This is a genomic window from Vibrio harveyi NBRC 15634 = ATCC 14126 = KCTC 12724 (assembly GCF_001591145.1).
Lineage (GTDB): Bacteria > Pseudomonadota > Gammaproteobacteria > Enterobacterales > Vibrionaceae > Vibrio > Vibrio harveyi.
In genome coordinates, this window is record NZ_BCUF01000007.1 from 19,362 (window position 1) to 36,557 (window position 17,196).

Annotated in this window: 17 protein-coding genes; 5 read left to right on the forward strand and 12 right to left on the reverse strand. The window is 46.7% G+C overall.

All coding sequences use genetic code 11. The features are described 5' to 3' along the window. Window positions 1-98: 98 nt before the first annotated feature. On the reverse strand, window positions 99-953 hold the full coding sequence (locus VHA02S_RS05480; protein ID WP_017818347.1) for an alpha/beta fold hydrolase: 855 nt from the start codon (window positions 951-953) through the stop codon (window positions 99-101). Between the two features lie 122 nt (window positions 954-1,075). Next, complete coding sequence (locus VHA02S_RS05485; protein ID WP_005448982.1) at window positions 1,076-1,666, reverse strand: TetR/AcrR family transcriptional regulator; 591 nt, start codon at window positions 1,664-1,666, stop codon at window positions 1,076-1,078. A gap of 253 nt (window positions 1,667-1,919) precedes the next feature. Here VHA02S_RS05485 and VHA02S_RS05490 point away from each other — a divergent pair, with 253 nt between their 5' ends. Continuing rightward, a complete protein-coding gene (locus VHA02S_RS05490; protein WP_038898446.1) occupies window positions 1,920-2,945 on the forward strand; it encodes an acyltransferase in 1,026 nt (341 codons plus the stop codon). A 420-nt stretch (window positions 2,946-3,365) separates the two neighbouring features. After that, window positions 3,366-4,796, forward strand: coding sequence for a sodium:proton antiporter NhaD (gene nhaD, locus VHA02S_RS05495; RefSeq protein ID WP_050567807.1), 1,431 nt, complete (start codon window positions 3,366-3,368; stop codon window positions 4,794-4,796). A 26-nt stretch (window positions 4,797-4,822) separates the two neighbouring features. Here nhaD and VHA02S_RS05500 read toward each other — a convergent pair whose 3' ends face one another. The 3 genes from VHA02S_RS05500 to VHA02S_RS05510 all read right to left on the reverse strand — a co-directional run bounded on the left by VHA02S_RS05500 (window position 4,823) and on the right by VHA02S_RS05510 (window position 7,991). Next, window positions 4,823-5,218, reverse strand: a complete 396-nt coding sequence (locus VHA02S_RS05500) for a GFA family protein (protein WP_005448972.1) — start codon at window positions 5,216-5,218, stop codon at window positions 4,823-4,825. Between the two features lie 565 nt (window positions 5,219-5,783). Next, window positions 5,784-7,517, reverse strand: a complete 1,734-nt coding sequence (locus VHA02S_RS05505; RefSeq protein WP_038898444.1) for a hypothetical protein — start codon at window positions 7,515-7,517, stop codon at window positions 5,784-5,786. 9 nt (window positions 7,518-7,526) lie between these two features. Beyond that, complete coding sequence (locus VHA02S_RS05510; RefSeq protein WP_009696607.1) at window positions 7,527-7,991, reverse strand: CesT family type III secretion system chaperone; 465 nt, start codon at window positions 7,989-7,991, stop codon at window positions 7,527-7,529. A 541-nt stretch (window positions 7,992-8,532) separates the two neighbouring features. Between VHA02S_RS05510 and VHA02S_RS05515 the strand changes: the two genes are divergently transcribed. Further along, window positions 8,533-9,141, forward strand: a complete 609-nt coding sequence (locus VHA02S_RS05515; protein ID WP_038898443.1) for a DUF6198 family protein — start codon at window positions 8,533-8,535, stop codon at window positions 9,139-9,141. 151 nt (window positions 9,142-9,292) lie between these two features. Here VHA02S_RS05515 and VHA02S_RS05520 read toward each other — a convergent pair whose 3' ends face one another. Next, the gene (locus VHA02S_RS05520) at window positions 9,293-9,742 is read right to left on the reverse strand and encodes a DUF302 domain-containing protein (protein WP_005448963.1); all 450 of its coding nucleotides are present in this window, start codon (window positions 9,740-9,742) and stop codon (window positions 9,293-9,295) included. A gap of 212 nt (window positions 9,743-9,954) precedes the next feature. On the opposite strand from VHA02S_RS05520, the gene VHA02S_RS05525 reads away from it, so the two are divergent. Continuing rightward, window positions 9,955-11,946 (forward strand): peptidase U32 family protein, encoded by a 1,992-nt coding sequence (locus tag VHA02S_RS05525; RefSeq protein WP_038898442.1) that lies wholly within the window; start codon window positions 9,955-9,957, stop codon window positions 11,944-11,946. Between the two features lie 32 nt (window positions 11,947-11,978). Then, entirely contained in the window at window positions 11,979-12,374 is a 396-nt protein-coding gene (locus VHA02S_RS05530; protein ID WP_038898441.1) for a hypothetical protein, read from the forward strand. 123 nt (window positions 12,375-12,497) lie between these two features. Here VHA02S_RS05530 and VHA02S_RS05535 read toward each other — a convergent pair whose 3' ends face one another. From VHA02S_RS05535 to agaV, 6 genes are read right to left on the reverse strand one after another with little or no spacing between them, the layout of a single operon-like run. Further along, complete coding sequence (locus VHA02S_RS05535; protein ID WP_005448957.1) at window positions 12,498-13,352, reverse strand: tagatose bisphosphate family class II aldolase; 855 nt, start codon at window positions 13,350-13,352, stop codon at window positions 12,498-12,500. After that, window positions 13,343-14,548, reverse strand: coding sequence for an N-acetylglucosamine-6-phosphate deacetylase (gene nagA, locus VHA02S_RS05540; RefSeq protein ID WP_038898440.1), 1,206 nt, complete (start codon window positions 14,546-14,548; stop codon window positions 13,343-13,345). The genes VHA02S_RS05535 and nagA overlap by 10 nt, the downstream gene beginning before the upstream one ends. Next, on the reverse strand, window positions 14,538-14,978 hold the full coding sequence (agaF, locus tag VHA02S_RS05545; RefSeq protein ID WP_005448952.1) for a PTS galactosamine/N-acetylgalactosamine transporter subunit IIA: 441 nt from the start codon (window positions 14,976-14,978) through the stop codon (window positions 14,538-14,540). The genes nagA and agaF overlap by 11 nt, the downstream gene beginning before the upstream one ends. Before the next feature lie 59 nt (window positions 14,979-15,037). Continuing rightward, window positions 15,038-15,922 carry a PTS N-acetylgalactosamine transporter subunit IID gene (gene agaE, locus VHA02S_RS05550; RefSeq protein ID WP_005448950.1) on the reverse strand — a complete coding sequence of 295 codons (885 nt, stop codon included), beginning with the start codon at window positions 15,920-15,922 and terminating at the stop codon, window positions 15,038-15,040. Further along, on the reverse strand, window positions 15,912-16,688 hold the full coding sequence (gene agaW, locus VHA02S_RS05555) for a PTS N-acetylgalactosamine transporter subunit IIC (protein ID WP_005448948.1): 777 nt from the start codon (window positions 16,686-16,688) through the stop codon (window positions 15,912-15,914). The genes agaE and agaW overlap by 11 nt, the downstream gene beginning before the upstream one ends. Window positions 16,689-16,704: 16 nt before the next feature. Beyond that, window positions 16,705-17,178, reverse strand: a complete 474-nt coding sequence (gene agaV / locus VHA02S_RS05560; RefSeq protein WP_005448946.1) for a PTS N-acetylgalactosamine transporter subunit IIB — start codon at window positions 17,176-17,178, stop codon at window positions 16,705-16,707. Between the last annotated feature and the right edge of the window lie 18 nt (window positions 17,179-17,196).

A 17,196-nucleotide genomic window follows, 5' to 3' on the forward strand; every position in this document is an offset into this window, starting at 1 on the left:
TCAGCACCTACCGCTATCAAAATTGTAAAATAGAAAAGGACAGCATCAGCTGTCCTTTTGTTATTCTAGATTTTGATTCACAAGCGCCATCGCTACGATCAACGAGCGTCAACTAAACGGTCAAAACTCTGGAATACCTCATCACACTTCATGACGCGACCATGACCCTGCCCTTGCGTCGTCACCAATTCGACTCGCTCAATCTCATTAGCAGCTTTCGCAGATACACCGTGTTTGGTGAATTTGTCTTGTTCATCATGAACAATGATAGTTTTTGCTTTTCGCTCAGCAAGACGCTTTTCAGGGTCAATGGATTGCAATGGGTAACCAAACTGATCTTCCACTTCCGAAACCACGGCTTTGAATAGCTTCATTGAATAACCCGAACGCGCAATGCTGCCAAACAAGTTTTCTACGTAGTTAAGCACCGGCGCAATCAAAAGCAGTGGCTTGTTTTCTAATTTGCTGTGACGACATTCTAACGCTGACGCAGTACCCATACTGTGCCCCACCAAACCTGCAACATCATCAACAGAATCCAACACGTCCTCTAGACCACGAACAAACCCCGGGATATGCCCATACTGACCATCACTTTCACCATGAGCAGGGTGATCGTAAGCCAAAGCGGTGTAACCCGATGCGGCGATGTGCTCCATCAACGGATAGAACTGACTTGCTGTCCCCGACCAACCGTGAGTCAGCACCCATACCGGACCATTACCAAGCTGATAAGTTTTGATTGCACCAGCATGACCTTGTACTTCACTTTTAATCAGCCCCTGTGGCTCTGCATTTTTAGGCTGAGTACGTGCTGGGGTGAGCAACAGCTTACGCGCGGTCTTTTTTGCATGTGACGGTGCCAACGTATGGTGCAAACGCGTACTGATATTGACCAAGCTACGCTTAACACTGAAGCGCTGCGAAGTATTGAAGTAGATTTTCTCACTCATGATCTTTTCCTTAACTATCAGCTTTGCACAAAATAGAACGGTCGTGCTTTTTATACTGATAAGAAAGAGCGCTCTATGTCGCTCTTCATTATGAATCTCGTACTATGCCCGTTACTGCGGGGCTAGCGCTTCCATCGAATAAATAAATTATCGATGCCTTGCCAAAACAATCTCTGGCTCTCTTCTTGCCCTTTAATCGAATAAAACACGTGCGCACTTAAATACTGCCCGTATAAATCAAAGGTCGCTTGTCGCGTATCTAAATCGGCGACAAACTCTTGGTTCTCTTTGCCTTTCTTGATTTGAATTTCGAGATAATTCAGCCAAGTATCAATCGATTTACGTAATGCAGCTTGCAACGCACAGCCTTCTTCTGCGGTGTCGTTCCAAGCATCAAGGAACATACAGCTACCTTGAAAAGAGTGATTCCACGTCATCCAAGTGTCCAACAGACCACGTACTTTACGTTCGATATTGCTGTCACCCAACTCACGCGCAGGCGCAATAACCCGCTCTGCGAATACTTGATTGGCAAACTCCAACACCGATAGTTGAAGGTTCAACTTGGAATTGAAGTGAGCAAACAAGCCACTTTTCGACATGCCACACTGCTTCGCCAACTCACCTATAGTGAGACTTTCCAACCCGTTTTCACTCGCCAGTTGGAATGCACGCTGCAATATCAGCTCTTTGGTTACTTTTCCTTTTTTCATAAATACATTTTTAGCACGGTCGTACTTTTTTACAATCTAAAGTTTACTGGTCAAACCAATGTATACCCTCTGACACAATCACGATCGCAATACATTGAGCAACTCAATGAATACGAATTTTCGAAATTTGAGATGGGTCTGAATTTCACAAACTGGTTACTATCAATTGCACATCAGTTGATTTTTTACCGCGATGAGTAAGCTATTAGCTGTTAATTTCTCAGCGATTTTTCACTTTTTTAGGTAAGTATTTATGGCAACCACAAAGAAAATTGCCAGTTTAGAGTTCGCCCGCATCATCGCAATGTTCGCGATCGTTGGCCTTCACTGTCAAATGGCACTCACGTACTGGCAATGGGATGAGGTACCTTGGGTTGGGTATATGCTTAACCAATTGGCTCGCTTTGCTGTACCACTGTTTTTCCTCATCTCCGGTTATCTAATCCAGCCTAAACTCAGCGCAAATCCCGTTGAAACACTGAAAAACTACGCTAAGCCCTTGCTTAAGATATGGCTGGTTTGGAGTGCGATTTGTCTGTTAATGCCGTTCCGTTGGCAAGTGGTTGCGGAGGCAGGCTATCTCGCTGAGCGACAAGGCTATTGGGGCTACTTGATGTCGAACCCAATTAACTCGCTGTTAGAAGGCGGCTTAGTTCATTTGTGGTTCATTCCTGCACTTGTGATTGCTGTCGCTATCATTGCATTGCTGGTTCGTGTTGGCATGGCGCAGTTGCTGCTCCCGACGGCAATATTGTTGTACGTCTATGGGGTACTCGCAGGCAGTTACATCACACTGTCTGAGCTACCAGCGCCCTTCTTTACTCGCAATGGTCCGTTCTTCAGCACATTGTTGGTTGTGCTTGGTTACTTAGCGAGACAACACCAGTGGCAATGGTCTCGTAATAACACCATTCGCTTGATTTTGGTTGGTATGGCACTGCACTTTGCCGAAGCCTATTATTTGATGAACGACGAGATCGCTTTTAATTCACACGACTTCTTATTTGGCACTGTGATCTGGTCTTTAGGCGTATTCATGTGGCTTCTTGCCCATCCAAACTTTGGCAATATGCCATGGGTGTTTAAGTGGTCACCGAGCATTTTAGGTATCTACGTGAGTCATTTGCTGGTGATCATCATCATGATGAACATGGCAGGTATATTAGGGCTAGAAAACTTAGCTAAAGACGCCTTTATTTACCCAGCAACCATTGTGGTAACCCTGCTACTTGTAAAAGGCATTGAAGCTACGCCGCTGAAAAAACTATTACTGCGCTAAATCCATTCAGCACTATGTATGGTCTGCACTACCACTTTTTGGTTAGTGCAGACTTTATAAAAATGAGAGCTCTCTCTCACTCGCCAAAATTATCATTTCTAATACTTTGTAATTTGCTTTCACTCACAAAAAACATTGTTCATTTACTTTAAATTTATCCGACATCAACAAAATGCTCATTAAACGGAGGCGGTATGTGGGCAGGTCAGGGACTCGTTCCTTTTTTAGAAATTAGCCATTGGTTAACCTATGGTTTATACGCTGCAGTAATCCTATTTGGCGCGGCGAGCATTGCGTCACTCAGAAAGTAGTGGCGCAAGCTACATCAATTCAAAACTCCTACCGTTAATTCGAGCTTACTCACACTTAACCTATTAATATGTGGCTAAAATTTCTCCAGTCAGACAAGGAGAAATGTCTATGCCAATCTACCCAATTGTCGCGTTTTGCTGTTTGATATTTTCTAGCTCCACGTTTGCAGCTGCGACCAGTGAACTTAACCTCATCAATTCCACCGTCGGTTATGCCGCACTGATTTTCTTCACCATTGCCTACATTCTGGTAATGCTGGAAGAATACCTACAAATGCGAAAATCCAAGCCTGTACTGCTCGCCGCGGGATTAATCTGGATTTTAATTGGCTATACCTTTGCCCAACACAACCAAGCTGACGTTGCTAAAGCCGCACTGGAACACAACCTTTTGGAATACGCTGAACTTTTATTGTTCCTATTAGTGGCGATGACCTACATCAATGCGATGGAAGAACGCAGACTGTTTGATGCACTGCAAGCGTGGATGGTTGGCAAAGGTTTTGATTTCAAAAAGTTATTTTGGCTCACAGGTAGTCTTGCATTTGTGATTTCTCCTATTGCCGATAACTTGACCACAGCGCTACTAATGTGTGCAGTAGTGATGAAAGTTTCTGGCGACAACCCAAGATTTGTCAATCTTGCCTGTATTAACATCGTCATTGCCGCAAACGCTGGCGGTGCATTCAGCCCATTTGGCGATATTACGACTCTGATGGTTTGGCAGGCAGGACACGTCAGCTTTGCTGAGTTTATGCCGTTGTTTGTACCTTCTCTAATCAACTACGTCATACCTGCATTAATCATGTCGTTGTTTGTACCAAACACAAAGCCAGATACGGTTCATGAGCACATCGAACTGAAACGTGGTGCAAAACGTATCGTTGGCTTGTTTATCCTGACCATTGCAACAGCGGTTTCCTTCCACGCCGTTTTACACTTCCCTCCAGTGGTCGGCATGATGATGGGCCTCGCTTATCTGCAATTTTTTGGCTACTTCCTGCGAAAAACACTCAAACATTCTCTTGCCAAAAAAGCCGCAATGGCGATTGCCAACGGGGATGACTACGCGCTGAAACGTCTGGGTTCTGTTGTACCATTTGATGTCTTCCACCGTGTGTCTCGCGCCGAGTGGGACACCTTATTGTTCTTCTACGGCGTAGTGATGTGTGTTGGCGGTTTGAGTTTGCTTGGCTATCTCGAACTGGTTTCCAACGTGATGTACACCGAGTGGAATCCAATTTGGGCGAACGTCATGGTGGGGATACTTTCTGCCATCGTCGATAACATTCCAGTGATGTTTGCTGTGTTAACGATGGACCCAAGCATGTCGATGGGTAACTGGTTGTTGGTGACACTAACAGCAGGTGTTGGCGGTAGCTTACTGTCGATTGGTTCTGCTGCTGGCGTGGCTCTCATGGGCGCGGCGAGGGGGCAATATACTTTCTTTGGTCATCTCAAATGGGCACCGGTGATTGCTCTTGGGTACGCAGCGAGTATTGCCGCGCACCTTTGGATGAATGGCAGCTTGTTCACTTAAACTGCCTTAATCCATCGGAATAATTCTTATCGGTCTGATGGGTGGTTCACGCCATCCATCACCTCTATCTCTCCCAGCTCATACGGATTTACGCCCTCTAAGCAGCCAACGTTATAGCCATATTCACTCGGATTAGAGCGGCGCTGATGGTGAGTGTAGATGCCACATTCTCCACAGAAGAAATGCTTAGCTGTGTTGGTATTAAACTGATAAAGCTTGAGTACTTCCTCACCTTGAGTGATACGAATTCCGTTCAACGGTACCGATGCCACAATCGCACCGCGACGTCGGCACATGGAACAATCACAGCGTCGAGGCTTCTCGATTCCATTCGGTAATGACAGTTCGATTTGCACTTTTCCACAATGACAAGAAAGCTTATGCAAAGGCTGAATTGTCGTACTACCCACTTGTTTAATCATGATTTTTCCTTGTTCCTTCCCTGTTCACCTAAAGTGTATTGTTCTTTCATGATGTTTTTTTGAGCTGCATGGTAAGGAGGTATCATGAGCAAAAAACACTCCAAATCATGCCTAGACTAATGTAACTGATAAGCGGTGGGAAAAACCACTTCAGCTTATGAAGAGCACCGACCGTGTATACAACAAGCCCAAACATAGAATGACCTTCGAAGACTATACCGGCTTCACACAGGCATTCCCTAGCGTGATTTATCTGCAGCGTTTAGTGAGTGGAGCGCTGTTTATCGTCACTCCAATCACTGGTCCAACAAAGGTTTTTTAACCTGCTTATTCAATGAATTAGCCAGGAATTCAGATTACGAGAGGGGGTGCTTATGGCTGGATTGTTAAAGCTCATCAACACAGTACCGGTGCGGTACCAAGGGGCAGTGAATGTATTGGAAAAGCCGAGTGTATGGTTCAGCGAAAGTGACCTGGGTATAGATTTCGGGAAGGTTGCCCGAGCTAGAAAGAAGAGGTAGAGCGTGCTGACCATATAAAGTTCAACACGCTCAAGGGGGTTCAGTTACTTAGTGAGCATCTCAGCCTTAACAACCTGCCACGCTTTATGCTCGGGTGTGGTCAGGTGGATAGGACCAAAGGTACGCTCTGGGATGATTTTATCACTCAGCCTTTCTACCTCTCTGGCCACAAAGCTGCTAAACCAGATCTGATTAGGCATTCCGGGCCAATACTCGGTGAGCTGCTGACGCAGATTATCCAGCTCGTTCAGGCGACCTTTGATCTCGTTCAGCGCCTGATGCTGTGGTTTAAACAGCAACCGGGTGAACCAGTTTGAAGAAGCCTTCTCCATGTTGGTGACTTTATCTCTGAGTTCTGTCAGCGCCTGCTTAACAGGAAGCCGGGTAACCGGAAGGCCTTTCTCTCTGATCTCTGCTGTTATCGGCAACTGCTCTAGGTTGAGTTCTATCTCTCCGGCAAGACCGCGGTTTTCTCCGCTGACAGCTTTGACCATATCCCGCAGTTGCGTTAGTGATTCGTCACCGTGCAGCGGGGCGCTGGTCATTCTGGTTATAGGGACCGAGCGGAACTCTAGCTCCGGCCAATTTGTTCTGGCGTGCACCTGCAGATGACGGGCGAGTTTAACCCGAGCCATCAAAGCGGGCTGTTGATCCCGAGAGAGTTTGATCTCTTTGGTCAGCGCGGCTTTTTCACGGTTCTCAAGTATCAGAAGCTTTTGTTGTTCGGCCTTTTCTGCGGCTTTAATCGCTTCATCACTCGGCGTGCGAGTTGTCAGCCGGTTGCTGCTGTCCCACTTCAGGTAGTGGCGCAGTGCGCCAGTTTCACTCTGCACCGCTTTTTTGACCAGATTTACCAGGCTGCTTGAGCCAGCAGAAAAACGGGTATCAAAGCCCCGGTGACCTTTAAGCAGCGCTTCGAGAAATCCTTTCAACTCCTGGCGGTCTTTAGGACAACTCAGCTTCATTTCGCCGTTTGCCACATTTAAGAAACGGTTGATCATGGGATCGCCGCTTTCCAGTTGCGCTTTCAGTTTCTCCTGGTGCGAAGCCGCTTTCTTGCCAGTGAGCAGGTAGTCGGACAGTATCTGGTTGATACCGTCTGAGATCATATTACGTTCACTGGAAGTAAATTTAATCTCAGTTTTCGGTGGCTCGGCAGCAGGAGCCGGCGCGTTTTTTGGCGCTGCTTCAGCTTTTGTTTCCTGAGACTTAGCTTTGGTTGTCTGCTCCGCTTTAGTCACCGCTTCGGCAGGCAGTGTTTTAGCAGCTTTTACCTTGCCGTGAGAAAGGCGCAAGTACGAGCCCAGAATATTGTCTTTGCTCTCTAAAGGTCGGGTTAACGCTTTATACATAGAGCCGAACCTTGAGTGACCTTCTAGCATCAGGTTAAACATTTCTGCCAGTTTTTGCGGCGAGCGGGGCAGTCTGATGACCCTGACTTTTTCCTGATCATCTATGGTGATCCGTCCCTTGATCTCTTCCATCTCACAATATCCGCGCAGAAACTCGCCATGCTTCTCCAGTTTATTGTCTACGTATTGTTGCAGTGCGCTGCTAAAAGCTTTGGCAAGTGGCGTGAGATCCTCATCATGGATGCGAGGCGCACTCTGCAAACCTACAGGGTTCTGGCTTAGCGGCTCACTCATACTCTGTGTTGAATGCGCAGCCCCCGGAAGTTCTGATTTAGATTTTTCCAGTTTCGGCGCCTGTTTCGGTGCACTCTGATGTACCTGAGAGACACCTTTAAACAAGGTGTTGAGAAGTTTAGTTACCGGCATAATGACTCCTTAACCTTTTAACAGGTGCGCGTCGCAAAACAGAGAAGGTGCTTTAGCCTCTTCCTTTAAAGGGGCTTGAAGAGCGTTTCTGGCATCAGTCGCTGTGGTAATAAAGTTGCCAAGCAGGTTCGCCAGTAGTTCCAGCTCCAACCCTTCAATCGGGTGCTGGTAGCGCAGCAGAACCTGATCGCCTTGCGGACTCAGGGCGTAGTGTGCCTGACGCAAGACCGGATTTTCAAAGTTGTGCTTAAGAAGACGGGTCAGGTGACGCTCTCTCTGCACCTCCGACAGAGCCCCTAATTCTGCAAGAAACTGAAGGTGGTTGCTTCCCGCTGCCATATCGATTGCCAGCTCGATGCCTTCTTCAGTCAGCAGTGCACAACGTCCAAAGTTATCAAGCTCTAAGCAGTCCAGTTGCCAAGTGTTACCCAACTCGAGAAGCAGGTTGTTCAGAAAGGTTTGGTCGGCCGTCATCAGCACCTCCAGATACAGTCGGGGAATGAGTGTTCAGACTACCGCGTATGCAAGGGGAATTTCTTTCATTATTAGGCAAGGTTTTTTAGGTTTATTAAGCAAACGCTGATGCCAGTGGGCGCGCTATTTGACCGTTTATCGCAAGCCTGCTGTTGCGCTGGATACATAATATTGCGGCTCTGCAGCTTGGTACTTACCTCTATTCACCCTGGATATCAGAGACGCTGGCTAAAGGCGTGTTAGTTCTTGTGCTGGTGCGCAGCGGACTTGTAATGCGGAAGCAAGGAAAGGTAGTAAGGTGGTTGCCGATGCGCTGTTGAACAAAATGCGTACAGCAAAGAGCAACATGCCCTAGCTTAATGTGTAAAGTCTGTTAAACAGTTAACATCCGCGCAATCTAGGTCGAAAACTCGACATCAATCACTTTTCACGACATTTTATTCAGCGATTTATCATTATTTGGTTGGCATTTTGCTAACCGCATCCGTTTTGGTTTCGTACTTACAGCTAAAACGGCTTTAAAACCAAGGAAAATACTTTTATGGATAAAGATCATAGCCTTAGAGAAAACCTCTTGGCCTTGACGCTCGGTAGTGCGTTGGTGTCACTTGGGGTTATCTTCTTCAGCAAGGTGGGATTGCTCACTGGCGGAACGGCCGGTTTGGCGATCTTCCTTACCAAGGTCAGTGACTTCAGTTTTGGCCAGATATTCTTCGCACTGAACCTGCCGTTCTACATTCTCTCTGTGATACGCATGGGTTGGCGTTTTACCATCAACACTTTTATTGCGGTTTCGATCGTGTCTTTTGCGGTAGACCATTTGCATCATGTGATTGAGATTTCTCGTATTGAACCCGTGTACGCAGCGCTACTCGGTGGTGGTTTGATTGGCATGGGCATGCTGGTAATTTTCCGCCACAAGATGAGTTTAGGTGGCTTCAACATCTTGGCGCTTTTTCTTCAGGAACGTTTTGGTATTCGAGCAGGTAAAGTACAAATGGCTCTGGACTGCACCATCGTAGTGATGTCGCTGTTTATCGTTGATGTTTACTTGATTGCTCTTTCTGTACTTGGCGCTGTGGCGACCAACTTGATCTTGGCGATGAACCACAAACCTGGGCGTTATCAGCCCAAGCCGCAGCCAGTATAAACGCAATAAACGACGAACTTAGTCTTAGCGTTCAACAGCAGCTAAAAATAAAATCCCCGAGCAATATCTCGGGGATTTTTGTTTTCAAAATTAATGTAGATGATAGCGTCGTAAGCTTAGATAGCGATGATAAGCCCCTATTCTTCAAGCACTATTTTGCCGCTGCACCGGTTAGCTTACTGAGTACACCACTCACCTTCGTCAGCACTTCATCACACCCTTCAATACCGTGGCGCTCTTTTAGATACATTGGGTTGTTGTAAGCAAGCCATGTCTTACCTTCTGCATCCTCATAAACCAGCACTTTTTGCGGTAAATCAATCGCCACTTCTTGTGCACATTGCATCAATGGCGTCCCTACTTTTGGGTTGCCAAACACGATCACTTCTGTTGGTCGTAGCGTCATATCGACCTTCGCCGCGTTCTCTTGATGGTTCACGCGAGCAAACACATTCAAACCTTTACCCTGAGCAATCTGAACAAATTTATTCGCTGTATCTTGCACCGAATGTTGGCTTGCAACGCGGATAACACTCTCTTCTGCTAGGGTCGAAAATGACGCCAGAGCAACAACCAACCCAACTGTGATTACTTTTACCATCTGCCAGTTCCTTATTTTTACTATATCCAAAAATTATATACCCAAGTCACCGACTCGCGAGCATGTGGTCTCAGGTCATGACTTCCCGTAATTACAATAGACCGACCAACAGGCAATAATTGATTCAGATTAATAAAGCGTTAATCAATCCAACATTAAAACTGTGAAGCACATAAAATACGCAACCTATTTTATTGAGTAAGAGTTAACTAGTGACACGCGATCAATTTGAGTTATTAGCGCCAGGTGGCGATTTAGATTCCATTAAAGCGGCTATTGCTGCAGGTGCCGATGCCATCTACTGCGGACTTGACCGCTTTAATGCACGTAACCGCGCAACCAACCTCACCTTAGATAACTTGAACGGCGTATTACAGTTGGCGCATCAGCACAATTGTAAAATTTTCCTCACGTTGAACGTGTTAATTCTAGAAAGCGAAATTCCTGCTATCGTTCGCTTACTTAGCCAGTTGAACAACACCGCGATTGACGGCGTAATCGTGCAGGATCTTGGTCTTGCTTACATTCTCAAGAACCACTTCTCAGAGTTAGATGTACACGCTTCAACCCAGCTCAACACTCACAATGAAGGACAGATTCTGTTCCTCAATCAGTTGACAGCGAGCCGCGTGAACCTCTCTCGTGAACTCAATATCCATGAAATAAAACACTTGGCTCAGTTCGGTCGTCAGCACAACGTGATGATGGAAGTGTTCGTTCACGGCTCTTACTGCATTGGTTTCTCTGGCATTTGCTACATTAGCTCAGCGCGTAATGGTGCATCGGGCAACCGTGGACGCTGTAGTCAGCCTTGTCGTGAGCAATACGAGACAACCAAGACAGGCAACAGCTACCCGCTCAACATGAAAGACAACTCAGCTTTTGGCAATCTACAAGCGCTTGCCGATGCAGGTGTGTATTCATTGAAAGTAGAAGGTCGCATCAAGAAGTCCCACTACGTTTACACCGTCGTCGATAATTGGCGTAAGCAGATTGATCGCTTATGTGATGGCGTAGAGCTGTCGAGCGACACCACAGAGTTGTACACCGTATTCAACCGTGATTTCTCCAACGCATTTTTGCAAGGCGACTTCGGTAAAGCGATGTATATCGACAACCCACGCGACCATGCGGTGAAACACTTCTCAAAGATATACAAATGCGAATCCGCGGACGATGTGCAAACAGTGAAGAAGAAGCTGTACGACGACAAAACCGCAATCATCGAAAAAGTCGCCGAGAAGACGCAAGACTTCGACGTCACGGCAACACAAACCTCAGGCGGTAGTTTAAAAGGCGCCATTGATGTACCGAGTTTACCGACGCTACCTCAGCCACAAGAGCGTGAAGGGACAGCAAAACTATCGGTACTGATTTCGTCGCTAGAAGATGCTTCGCTGTGCAAATATCGCGATGTCGATGTGTACTTTCAACTACCAATGGGATTGGCGAGCGAGTTAAACGCTATGGTCGACTTATTCCAAGAAAACACGGCGTTGAAGCCTTGGTTCCCTGCAATTTTGATTGGTGACGATTACCAAGCTGCACGCAAGTTCTTAGAAATTATCCAACCAGAGCTGCTGATCACCAACAACTCTGGCGTAGGCTTACTCGCTCAAGAGCTTGGATTAGGTTGGGTTGCAGGTCCACAAATGAATACGGTGAACTCATACTCGTTTAAGTGTTTGCAAGAAGAATTCGCGGCACGCGGAGCATTTATCTCAAACGAGCTGAACATGAAGCAAATGCGTCATATTAAACGCCCACACAACATGCGCAGTTACTACAGCATTTACCACCCAAATACGCTCTTAACCAGTCGTCAATGTTTGTTCCAACAAACCGAAGGTTGCCGCAAAATCAAGGTTAACAAAGGTTGTTTGAAGCGTTGTGATAAACGCACATCAATCATCAACCTCAAAGACAACCCATATGTGGTACAAAAGCAAAAAGGCAGCCATAACGCAATTTACAGCGAACATAACGTGCTGAACCTGCAAATACTGCAAGATTTGCCGCAACTGTTTACAGACGTGTTGATTGACCTACGTGATATCCAGACAGAAACCAAAGTCACAATCACCAAACCTGAGCTAATAGAGGCTTTTTCAACGCTGCTTGATGAACACAATGAGCAGAATCTAGACGCTCTGAATGTTGCGATTCACCCTACTGCTAATGCTCAGTATTTAAAAGGCTTATAAGCGAATAGAGCAAGATTGCACTCGCACAATTTATGGAAGACTTATACCCAATGAAGCAAGAAACGCTCAGCTACTTTGATGATCTGAATTACAACGTTGTGACGCAATCAGAAGACGTCTATGAGCTCACGCAAAACCGCACGGGGTTGACGGTAGAGCTCAACTTCTCTGCTCTTGGTAAAGGCGAATTGCCCGCAGAAAGCGCGCAAAAAACTGATAAGAAACTTTATTTTATCGATATTGATGACATCGAAAACATCGGTTTTGATGCACTCGAATCTTTTGTCATCAGGCTGAATGAACATTGTTCCATGGTGGTGTTTGAGGAAGAATTCTTTGAACAAAGCATGAAAGAGATGTGGATGTTCTTATCGAATGATCCACGTGATCGTGACGTGTTCAACGACAGTAAATTCTATCGGGCGTAATACCCACATCATAACGGTTAAAATGCCATAAAGATAAAAAGGTGCTAGAAGACCTAGCACCTAGGTAAACATGTCATCGGGGGGAGTTTACCAAATATAATCAGTTGTTAGGGTCAACAGACCCTAGAGCTTTCCTTCACTTCCGCACATATGGATCTTATCCATCACCACCTGTTTCATCGCCGCTTTACCAGGCGTGATGTATTTACGAGGGTCGTTTGCGTCAGGGTGATGCGCAAAATGTTGTTTGACCGCATTTGAGAACGCGATCTTCAGCTCAGTCGCCACGTTCACCTTGCACACGCCAAGGTCAATACAACGACGAACCATTTCATCAGGAACACCTGATGCACCATGCAGTACTAACGGAATATCGACAACGCCACGGATTTTATCTAAGCGGTTAAAATCGAGTTTAGGCTCCGCTTTATACAAGCCATGAGCTGTGCCAATTGCCACAGCTAACGAATCAATACCAGTACGACGAACAAACTCTGCGGCAGAAGCTGGGTCGGTCATTAGTGCATCGGCACTGTCGACAATCAGATCGTCTTCTTGACCGCCTAAACGACCTAACTCAGCTTCGACACTTGCGTCGAATCGGTTACAGTATTGAACCACCGAGCGCACAATCTCTATGTTCTGATCAAACGCATAATGCGAACCATCAATCATTACAGAACGAATACCGTGATCGACCTTAGTACAAATGTCTTGTAGGTCTTCATGGTGATCAAGATGAAGAACTAACGGGATTGAATGCTTATGTGCAGCTTCTTTACAAATACTGATCAGGTAATCGGTGCCCGCATAATCAAAAGTTCCCGGCGTGCCTGCGAGAATCACTGGGGAGCCCATCTCTGAAGCGGTTTCAACAATGACTTGGACCGTCTCTAAGTTATGAATATTAAATGCAGGCACCGCATAACCAGCTTGTTGAGCACGTTTTAGCATTTCACGGGAAGAAATTAGATACATAAAGCCTCCTGACTTGGTACGGATGCATCAAACACAAGACGCCCATTGACCCAAGTTTTTACAATTGAGAAATCTGATTTAACAGCGACCATAGATGCGCGCTTTCCGGCTTCTAGGGTGCCTAATTGGTGTTGCAAACCTAACGATTGAGCCGGAGTTAACGATGCCATCAACCAAGCTTGCTCTAGTGGGATGTTTAGCCATTTATGAATATTTTTAACTGCTTGCGGCAAGGTCAAAGTGCTGCCTGCCAAACTTCCACTTTCTGTAGTAACGACGCCGCCTTTCATTTGCACTTCGTATTCACCAAGCGTGTAGCGGCCATCAGGCATGCCTGTCGCACTCATAGCATCGGTAATCAGCGTCAAGCGTTGACCACAACAGCGATGCGCGACATCTATAGCAGCAGAGTGAACGTGATGCCCATCGGCAATCATTTCGACATAGCTATTAGGGTGGATAAGCCCTGCCCCAACGACTCCTGGATCTCGGTGATGTAGACCACGCATGCCGTTGTAGCAGTGGACAATGCCATTTGCGCCAGCATCCAACGCCTGTTTCACTTGGTCGTAACTCGCATCGGTATGCCCAAGCATCACGTTAATACCCTGTTTATTCAGGTAACGAATCGCATCGATTGCCCCGTCTTTTTCTGGAGCCAGTGCGACGGTGACGAGCTGGTCATCACAATAAGAAATCCACTGCTCCAACTCTTCGAGCGATAAATCTCTAAACCATGTCGTCGGGTGCGCGCCGCGATTCTTCTCGGTGAAATAAGGTCCCTCTAGATACGCACCTAAGATCTCAGCACCATCAACGCCATGTCGTTTACTCACAGCAACTTGCTTTAACGCGGCACGAATTTTTGCCACAGGAGCGGTTACGGTTGTGGCAACAAATGCGGTAACGCCCAAGCTCGCGAAATAGCGAGACATCGTATTGAGGCTGTCATGCTCGGCATCCATAACGTCACAGCCTTTGGCTCCATGCACATGACTGTCAATCAGGCCGGGTAGTATGCTCACCTCACCTAAGTCAATAAAATCAATATGTTCATGAGGGTTGAATGGCTCAACAGAATCAATCACCCCATTTTCGTCGATGCGAATTAGCCCATCATCAAGCCATCTATCACCTTGCAATACACGCTGAGCTCGGTAGCAAGAATGCCTTGCACGATCTTGTTCAGATGCCATCTTCTTCTACCGTTCCCACATGTTTAGCTTTCTCAGCCATTTCAGCACTCAACGAGGTAATGCCACGATGCCCACAAGCCAGCGCTTGATCGCGAAACTCAGCGAGATCGAGTTCATCACGTTCCAAAAGCATCTCAGCCGCCATCTGCATGTTTGTTCCCGTTACAACCTGGACATCGTCACGCTCTTGACTGATCAGTGATGCAGTACGAAAAGGTGTACCTCCCAACAAATCAGTCAGGAAAACAATACCTTCGCCAGAATCAACTTCATTAATCGCCTCGCGCATTGACACTTCCAGTTGCGGAGTCGTTGCCTCTTCTGGAAAGTCGATAAACTTAAATTGAGGTTGCTCCCCAATAACCTGAAACACCGCTTTGGCAAGACCGGAAGCAAACCCTCCGTGACCAGATAGAATTACAGCAATCATTTACGTTTCCTTAATGGGGCAGAGCACTCCACCCCAATGTTTTGTGTGTCCAATGTGATTTATAAGAAACCCATAAAACGCCCAACAACACCTAACACCACGGTGATACCGATAAGTTTTAGCGGGCTCCAACCACGCTTGACGAGCGCGTACATAGCTAGGGTGTAGACCAATGGAAGAAACGCTGGCATGAGTTTATCGATCACATCGCCTTGCAGTTTCACCACGGCATCACCGGCGGTAATTTCTGCGGTCGTCGATAGACGAACATAAGTCGCCACCAAAGCACCGATCACCGTCATACCTACCATCGAAGCCGCGTGTCCGACTTTCTTCGTGTTGGCTTTGATAACAGGGATAGCAGCAACCCCCATGCGATACGCATAATGTGCGAGACCAAATCGCAGACCAAAATGCACCACGTTAAACAGCACAATAAAGAACACCGCACCCATGATGGAGCCTTGCAGCGCAAGGTCTGCACCGATGCCGCCACAAATAGGAAGAAGAGTCAGCCAGAACATCGCATCACCGATGCCCCCCATTGGTGCACCAACCGCAATCTTAGTGCTCTGAATACTGCTGACGTTTTGCTTGGAGCGTTCCATCGCCAGAACGATCCCCATGACAAATGTCACCAAGAACGGGTGAGTATTGAAGAACCCCATATGACCTTGCATTGCTTTAGATAGGTCAGCTTTATTGGTGTGAATCTTCTTCAGCGCAGGCAGTAGTCCGTACAACCAACCAGAAGCCTGCATACGTTCGTAGTTGAAAGACGCTTGGAGTAACAGCGAGCGCCACGCCATACGATTGATGTCTGCTTTGGTTAGATCTGCACCAATCTCTTTATTTTCATACTCATCTTCAGCCACGCCAGGAGCTGGCTGCACATCAACATTTTGGCTACGAAGGTCGAGTTCGTTACTTACATTAGATTCCATCTTCAAAGTCCTCAGCAGGTGCAGTTACAGGAGTGGGTTCCGTTTTACGCATGAAGTCGATAATGGCCATGGCCGTCGCAGCCGCGGCAATCGCTAAGATTGGCAGTTGAAGCCAAGCAGCAGCGACGAAACCAAGGATGAAGTAAGGGATGTAGGCGTTCTTCATCATGATTTTCATCAAGACAGCAAAGCCAATTGCAGGCATGATGCCACCAGCGACGCCTAAGCCATCAATAAGATCTTTCGGTAGTACTTCAACGATTTTCCCTGCATGTTCAGCCCCAAGATAAACGGGCAAGAATGCACACAGAAAGTAGAAAGAACCGAGTACAGCAAGTGCCATATAGTTCACGCGTTCAATACCATTGGTATCCGCATTTTGTGCGTACTCGTCACACTTAGACATGACCGCAGACATTGCAGAAAAGAGCAGCGTAATGCCCATCTGTACGGCAACGGCGAAAGGCACAGCGACGCCAACCGCAACATTTGGCTCGACTTTGGTTGTAATCGCGAAAGCCGTACCCACGATGGTACCGATGATAACGTTTGGTGGTTGAGCCCCCGCAAGAGGGGCAAGTCCCATCCAAATCAATTCAAGCGTACCGCCGACCAAGATACCGGTTTGCAAGTCGCCTAAAATCAGACCAACAAGTGGACCAAGCACCACCGGACGGTGGAAGTGAGTAAGACCATTAAATAAATCTAGGCCAGCAAAAAAGGCTAAGATGCCGAGCATCAAGGCCTGTAAGAGTCCTATTTCCATGATTTCTTTCCTATTGTTAGATAAGAGTAAAGAGGTCAGTCGCACTTTCAGTTGGCACCCCTTGGATCGTGCATTTCACCCCTAGTGCTTTTAATTTTTCAAACTCCGCAACGTCTTCAGTTCCGACTGAGACCGTTTTGGCAATTTGCTTTTTCCCCTCAACGTAGTGCATGTTTCCGACGTTGATATTGCTAATTGGCACACCACCTTCCACCAATTGGCGGAAATCTTTTGGTGTGCGACAAACCATTAGAATTCGTTGGCGTTCAGCCGCTTTATGGATGGTGTCGATGGTCTTTTTCACCGTCCAAAATCGGATTGCGATGCCATCTGCTAGCACCATCTCCATTAAGTTCTGTTGAATGGTGTCTTCTGCTACCTCATCGTTCACAACGACAATAATGTTGGCATCCGCAAAACCTACCCATTGCACACCCACTTGGCCATGGACGAGGCGCTCATCAATACGACTTAACACGATATTTGGCATGGTCTATTCCTTTTCGAA

Coding starts and splice junctions, on each gene's coding strand:
- VHA02S_RS05480 (WP_017818347.1), bottom strand. CDS start 953: ATGAGTGAGAAAATCTACTTCAATACTTCGCAGCGCTTCAGTGTTAAG.
- VHA02S_RS05485 (WP_005448982.1), bottom strand. CDS start 1,666: ATGAAAAAAGGAAAAGTAACCAAAGAGCTGATATTGCAGCGTGCATTC.
- VHA02S_RS05490 (WP_038898446.1), top strand. CDS start 1,920: ATGGCAACCACAAAGAAAATTGCCAGTTTAGAGTTCGCCCGCATCATC.
- nhaD (WP_050567807.1), top strand. CDS start 3,366: ATGCCAATCTACCCAATTGTCGCGTTTTGCTGTTTGATATTTTCTAGC.
- VHA02S_RS05500 (WP_005448972.1), bottom strand. CDS start 5,218: ATGATTAAACAAGTGGGTAGTACGACAATTCAGCCTTTGCATAAGCTT.
- VHA02S_RS05505 (WP_038898444.1), bottom strand. CDS start 7,517: ATGCCGGTAACTAAACTTCTCAACACCTTGTTTAAAGGTGTCTCTCAG.
- VHA02S_RS05510 (WP_009696607.1), bottom strand. CDS start 7,991: ATGACGGCCGACCAAACCTTTCTGAACAACCTGCTTCTCGAGTTGGGT.
- VHA02S_RS05515 (WP_038898443.1), top strand. CDS start 8,533: ATGGATAAAGATCATAGCCTTAGAGAAAACCTCTTGGCCTTGACGCTC.
- VHA02S_RS05520 (WP_005448963.1), bottom strand. CDS start 9,742: ATGGTAAAAGTAATCACAGTTGGGTTGGTTGTTGCTCTGGCGTCATTT.
- VHA02S_RS05530 (WP_038898441.1), top strand. CDS start 11,979: ATGGAAGACTTATACCCAATGAAGCAAGAAACGCTCAGCTACTTTGAT.
- VHA02S_RS05535 (WP_005448957.1), bottom strand. CDS start 13,352: ATGTATCTAATTTCTTCCCGTGAAATGCTAAAACGTGCTCAACAAGCT.
- nagA (WP_038898440.1), bottom strand. CDS start 14,548: ATGGCATCTGAACAAGATCGTGCAAGGCATTCTTGCTACCGAGCTCAG.
- agaF (WP_005448952.1), bottom strand. CDS start 14,978: ATGATTGCTGTAATTCTATCTGGTCACGGAGGGTTTGCTTCCGGTCTT.
- agaE (WP_005448950.1), bottom strand. CDS start 15,922: ATGGAATCTAATGTAAGTAACGAACTCGACCTTCGTAGCCAAAATGTT.
- agaW (WP_005448948.1), bottom strand. CDS start 16,688: ATGGAAATAGGACTCTTACAGGCCTTGATGCTCGGCATCTTAGCCTTT.
- agaV (WP_005448946.1), bottom strand. CDS start 17,178: ATGCCAAATATCGTGTTAAGTCGTATTGATGAGCGCCTCGTCCATGGC.